Source organism: Pseudoalteromonas sp. S4741, from assembly GCF_005886135.1.
Taxonomy (GTDB): domain Bacteria; phylum Pseudomonadota; class Gammaproteobacteria; order Enterobacterales; family Alteromonadaceae; genus Pseudoalteromonas; species Pseudoalteromonas tetraodonis.
In genome coordinates, this window is record NZ_PNCN01000203.1 from 1 (window position 1) to 313 (window position 313).

Annotated in this window: 1 protein-coding gene; it reads left to right on the forward strand. The window is 36.4% G+C overall.

All coding sequences use genetic code 11. The annotated features are described in order from the left end of the window. Positions 1-59: 59 nt before the first annotated feature. On the forward strand, positions 60-313 hold a 254-nt coding region (locus tag CWC30_RS17665; RefSeq protein WP_171034750.1), incomplete at its 3' end, for a helix-turn-helix domain-containing protein.

Consider the following 313-nt stretch of genomic DNA (forward strand, 5'->3'; position numbering starts at 1 on the left):
CACTTTACAAATCCAGTTTAAATTAATAATATATAGATATTATATAGATGAGCACTGAAATGTTAAGAGCAACAAAAGTACGTATTTACCCAACGCAAGAACAGGCTGAGTTTTTAATTGCTCAGTTTGGCGCTGTGCGTTTTGCGTATAACAAAGCTCTTCATTTAAAATCTCACATGTACCGCAAGTATGGTGTCACTCTGAATCCTAAAAAGGATATAAAGCCACTACTTGCAGTTGCCAAGAAATCACGAAAATACCACTGGTTGAAGCAATACGACTCCATCGATTTGAAGCAATCGGAGAATAACCT